This window comes from Nonomuraea sp. NPDC003201, assembly GCF_053590415.1.
In genome coordinates, this window is sequence record NZ_JBSFTC010000534.1 from 1 (window position 1) to 4948 (window position 4948).

Here is a 4948-nt window from a genome sequence, read left to right on the forward strand (position 1 = left end):
CACCCGGCGGCCCGCCGCCGCCGGGTGCCACCACCACCGCCCCATCCCCGGTCGGGGCGGGTTCGCGGGTGACGGTCACGCCGCCGGTCGGCGGCGTCGGGATGAACGGCGCCGGATTGTTCGGTGCGGAAGCCATGAAAATTCCGATATGTGCGAAAAGTAACCAGTGATGCGTTGCCACCGCCGAGATCGGTTGTCATGATCCGCTTGTGACCCAGACAGGGGCTCCCGGTTCGAGGGCGACGGCTCGCGCGCCACTGGAGGTGCGGCTCGGCCGCGCGGCGATCGTGGCGTTCGCCATCTACCTGATCTTCCCCACGTTCGCGTACTACATCGAGAATCCACATCCCTGGCGCATCCCCGGCATCCTCCTGGCGGTCGCGGTCCTCGCCCTCTACATCGCGGCCGGCTGCACCGGCCCGCGCGGGCCGTGGCACCGGTGGGCGGTGGGGGTCATGGCGCTCCTGGTCTACCTGCCGCTTCCGTTCCTGGGCGAGTGGTGGGCCGCGTCGGGCGTCTTCCTCGCCGCGATGGCGCTGGGGCTCCTGCCCAGGCCGTACCCCCTGCCGGCGTTCCTGCTGGTGGCCGTCGCCGAGACGGCCAAGTCGATGGTGCTCGGCGACGATCTCGTGGGTGGGCTGTCCTGGACCCTGTCCCTCTCCGTGGCGGCCATCCCCCTGGCGGGTCTGACGCATTTCGCGGAAACGGCGCGGGTCCTCTACGCGACCAGGGCCGAGCTGGCCATGGTCGAGGTGGCGGCGCAGCGCGCGCGGGCGATGGGCGAGCTGGAGGGCATCCTCGGCAGCCGGATCGACGCCATCGCCGAGCAGGGCCGCAGGGCCGTCGCCGGCGTGGAGGGCGACGCGGAGAACGTCAAGAAAGAGCTGGGCCGCATGCTCGACATGGCCCGCGAGGCCCAGAGAGAGATGCGCGGTTTCGCGCATCGGGAGCAGCGGCTCCCATCAGGAAATCCTGACTACCAGAAATGATGAACATCACGATATGTCGGTGTTAGTTGTTTCTGGCGGCTTTTGCCGCTGATGACGAATCTGGACCTCGTAGGCGGCCGCCCCTGACCCACCCGGAACCCCGGGGCCTCACCAACGAGGTGACCTCATGCCAGAAGACCCCACCCTGTCCCCGGAAGTGCGCAGACAGATCGCCAGATTCGTCGCACGTGCCTGGTCCGACGAGTCGCTCAGGCGGGAGTTCGAACGAGACCCGCGCGCCGCCCTCGCCGAAGCGGGCGTCGACTGGCCGAGTGAGCTGGCCCCGCCCGACCTTCCTGACCAACCCGGCCAGGCCATCGACCTGGAGAGCCTCGAATCGTCCGCGGGCGGCGCCCTCGGCACGATCGGCACGGTGAGCTGCCCGACCGGATGCTTCTCCGGCGGACAGAGCGCCTGACGACCTCGTAAGGCGTGGTGGTGGGCAGTCCAGATGCCCACCACCTCGCCGGACCAGCATCTCACACACCCGCGGCGGGAGGACTTGTGATGACTGTGGACACGATCGGCTGGGACACGACTCAGCGCAGGGCGTTCGGCGAGCTGACCGCGAGGTCGTGGCTCGACGCCGACTTCAGACTCCGGTACGAGCGCGACCCCCTCTCGGTCCTGGCCGAGTACAACCTCCGACCGGCCGACGGGGCGGGCGCCCCGACGCTGCCGCCGGAGCCCGGCGCCGAGCTCGTCATCGAGATCCTCGACGGGTCCGCGGAGATGCCGCCGCCCCCTCCGTGCCTGCTCAGCCTCTGCTTCTGCCTGTACACGCCGACCCCGGGAGAGTGACACGCGATGACCATGACCGCGACGGAGGCGCCAGGAGGCGAGCGGATCGACGAGCTCGTCTCCACGGTGCGGGCCAAGGCGTGGCTTGCCGCGGCCGCGCTCATCCTGGTCGCGGGCTGCGCGGCGAGCTGGGCCTGGCTGGGGCAGGTCCGTGACGTGGTCGCCGGCACCGGCGTGCTGGTGGCGGGCGCCGGTCCTGTGCCGGTGGCCGCCCCCGTGCCCGGCAGCGTGGCCGAGGTCCTGGTCCGCGTGGGCCAGGAGGTGACCCCGGCGACGCCGTTGGCCGTGCTGGCCGACGAGCGGGGACGCAGGCACGTCGTGACGGGCACCGCGAAGGGACGGGTGCTGCGTACGGCGGCCCCCGGCGCGGTCCTGGCCGCGGGCGGCACCGTCGCGGCGGTCGACCCGGCCGCCGGCCCCCTGCGGGCGCTGCTCATGGTCGGCCGGGACAGGATCGGCGCGCTGGCCCCGGGCCAGACCGTCACGTTCGGCGGCACGGGCGCGCGGGGCCGGGTGAGCGCGGTCGAACCGTACCCCGCCTCGGGCGAGCTGCTGCGCCCGCTGTTCGGCGAGGCCCTGCGGGCGGACGGGCGGCACCTGGTGACCGTCGACCTCGACCGGCCGGCCTGGCCGGGCGCCACGCTCACCCCCGTGTCGGGGGAGATCACCGTCGCCGTCGTCCGCCCCGTGGACGCCCTGTTCACCGGAGGGCGTCGTGGCTGAGCGCACGACAAGGCCGCGGCCGGTCCGCACCGAGCGCCGGCCGCAGATGGAGGACGCCGACTGCGGGCCCGCCTGCCTGAGCACGATCTTCGCCCACCACGGCCTGCGCGTCCCCGTACGCGAGATCAGAGAACGGTGCGGAGTGGGCAGGGACGGCCTCACGGGCGCCGGGCTCAAGGCGGCGGCCGAGGAGTACGGCTTCACCATCGGCGGCTGGCGGGTGGAGGCCGACGAGCTGGAGAGCTTCCCCGTCCCCTCGATGATCTTCGTCGACCAGCGGCACTACGTGGTGCTGGAGGGCATGCGCAAGCGGTGGGCCTACCTCAACGACCCCGCCGTGGGCAGGATCCGGCTGAGCAGGGAGGAGTTCCGGCGGCGATTCAGCGGGATCGTGCTGGTACCGCGTCCGGGCGAGGGCTTCACACCGGGAGGGCCGCGGTTCCCCATGGCCCGCTCGGTGCTGACGAAGGTGCGGCCGTACCTGTCCACGCTGCTCGCCATCGCCGTCATGGCCTTCATGCTGGCCCTGCCCGCGGCGGTCACCGCGCTGCTGACCCGGCTCCTGCTGGGCAAGGTGCTGGTCGCCGGCGGCGCGGCCTGGTCCGCGCCCGTGCTCCTCGGGCTGCTCGGCTGCGTCGGCTTCACCCTGGCCGGCATGTGGGCGCAGCAGCGGCTGCTCGGCGCCGTGCAGCTGGCGATGGCGGCCGACCTGTCCGGCCGGTACGTGTGGCGGCTGCTCAGGCTACCGGGCGACCACTTCCACCGGCGGCAGACCGGTGGCCTGGTGACCAGGACGTCCTTCGGCGCGGGCCTGGCCCTGCTGCTCTCGGACCGGGTCGCCGCCGTCATCGCGGCCCTGCTCACCATGGTGGTGCACTCGTCGATCCTGTTCGCCTTCCACCCGGCCTTCGCCGCCGTCGCCGTGCTGCTGGCGGCGGTCAATCTGGTGGCGATGCGCGCGGTCAGCCGCCGCACCGCCCCGCACCAGCAGCGGCTCATCTTCGACGAGCACCGCAGGGACAGCATGGCGTTCAACGGCGTCTCGATGGCCGAGTCGCTGAAGGCCGACGGCGCCGAGGGATGGTTCTTCGCCAAGTGGGCGGGGCTGGCGGCGCGGACCATGTCGGCTGTCCAGGAACTGATGCGGGTCACGCAGGCGCTGATGGTGGTGCCCGCCGCGCTCGGCTCGCTCGCCGGGGCCACCATGGTGATCACCGGGGCGGTGCTGATGGCCCGTGGTGAGGTCACGATGGAGACCGTCATCGCGGCCCAGCTCCTCGTCGGCGCCTTCCTCGTACCCATGTCCTCGCTGGTCGGGGTCGGCGCCGAGGCACAGGTCGCGGTCGCGCAGACCAGCATGCTCGACGACGCGCTGCATGCCGAGCCCGACCCCCGCCACGCCGAGCCCCCCGGCGCCCCCGAAGGGGTGGGGGGCCTGCGCGGCAGGGTGGAGTTCGACGGGGTCACCTTCGGTTACGACCGGCAGCACGGGCCGGTGATCGAGGGGCTGACGTGGCGCGCGGAGCCCGGCCAGCGCATCGCCATCGTCGGCCGCACCGGCAGCGGCAAGTCCACGGTCGCCCGCCTGCTCACCGGAGCGGCCGTGCCGTGGTCCGGGCAGATCAGGTTCGACGGCGTGCCGAGGGACGAGATGCCCAGGGAGACGCTGTCCACCTCGATCGGCTACGTGGAGCAGAACCTGCAGGTGTTCGAGGGCACGGTGGCCGACAACCTCACGCTGTGGGACCCGACGGTTCCCGCGTACCGGCTGCGCCGGGCGCTCGGCGACGCCTGCATCGCCGAGGTGGTCCACCGCAGGGGCGGGCTGTCGGGCGGCTGGGTCGAGGAGCGGGGCCGCAACCTGTCGGGCGGCGAGCGGCAGCGCCTGGAGATCGCCAGGGCGCTCGCGCTGTCCCCCTCGGTGCTGGTGCTGGACGAGGCCACCAGCGCGCTGGACGCGGAGACCGAGGCCCTGGTGGACGCCAACCTCAAAGCCAGGGGCTGCACGTGCGTGGTCATCGCGCACCGGCTCAGCACCGTACGCGACAGCGATCTGATCCTCGTGCTGGACCGCGGCAAGGTCGTCCAGCGGGGAACCCACGCCGAGCTCATCGCCGAGTCCGGTCCCTACCGCACACTCGTCGAGGAAGCGGCATGAACGGCTACCCCGTCAGCGAGATCGAGCTGATCGACCCCTACGCCTGCTGGCACGTGGTCAGCGGCTCCGTCGACGTCCTGCTGGCGCCCGTGGACGGCCAGGGCCCCCGCCGCCGCGTCGTCCGCGTGGAGAGCGGGCAGCTCATGCACGGCTTCGCCGCCACCGACCTGCCGCAGGGATACACCGTCCTGGCCTCCCCGGCCGACGGGACGTCGGTGCGCCGCGTCCGCAGGGACGCGGGCGCGGTGTCGGCCTGGGCGCGCCGCCTCCACGGGCC

General features: G+C 72.7%; 6 protein-coding genes. All 6 read left to right on the top strand.

Annotated elements, in window-relative coordinates; all coding sequences use genetic code 11:
- Positions 1 to 209: 209 nt before the first annotated feature.
- On the top strand, positions 210 to 989 hold the full coding sequence (locus ACWDX9_RS59995) for a hypothetical protein (RefSeq protein WP_449972798.1): 780 nt from the start codon (positions 210 to 212) through the stop codon (positions 987 to 989).
- A gap of 127 nt (positions 990 to 1116) precedes the next feature.
- Complete coding sequence (locus ACWDX9_RS60000; protein ID WP_449972801.1) at positions 1117 to 1407, top strand: hypothetical protein; 291 nt, start codon at positions 1117 to 1119, stop codon at positions 1405 to 1407.
- Positions 1408 to 1496: 89 nt separating this feature from the next.
- A complete protein-coding gene (locus ACWDX9_RS60005) occupies positions 1497 to 1790 on the top strand; it encodes a hypothetical protein (protein ID WP_350736926.1) in 294 nt (97 codons plus the stop codon).
- 6 nt (positions 1791 to 1796) lie between these two features.
- Positions 1797 to 2513, top strand: coding sequence for a hypothetical protein (locus ACWDX9_RS60010; protein WP_449972804.1), 717 nt, complete (start codon positions 1797 to 1799; stop codon positions 2511 to 2513).
- Positions 2506 to 4671: a cysteine peptidase family C39 domain-containing protein gene (locus ACWDX9_RS60015; RefSeq protein WP_449972807.1), complete on the top strand. Its 2166-nt coding sequence runs from the start codon at positions 2506 to 2508 to the stop codon at positions 4669 to 4671. Before ACWDX9_RS60010 ends, ACWDX9_RS60015 begins: the two co-directional genes overlap by 8 nt.
- Positions 4668 to 4948: hypothetical protein (locus tag ACWDX9_RS60020; protein ID WP_449972809.1), on the top strand; the 281-nt coding region annotated here is incomplete at its 3' end. The genes ACWDX9_RS60015 and ACWDX9_RS60020, both read left to right, overlap by 4 nt.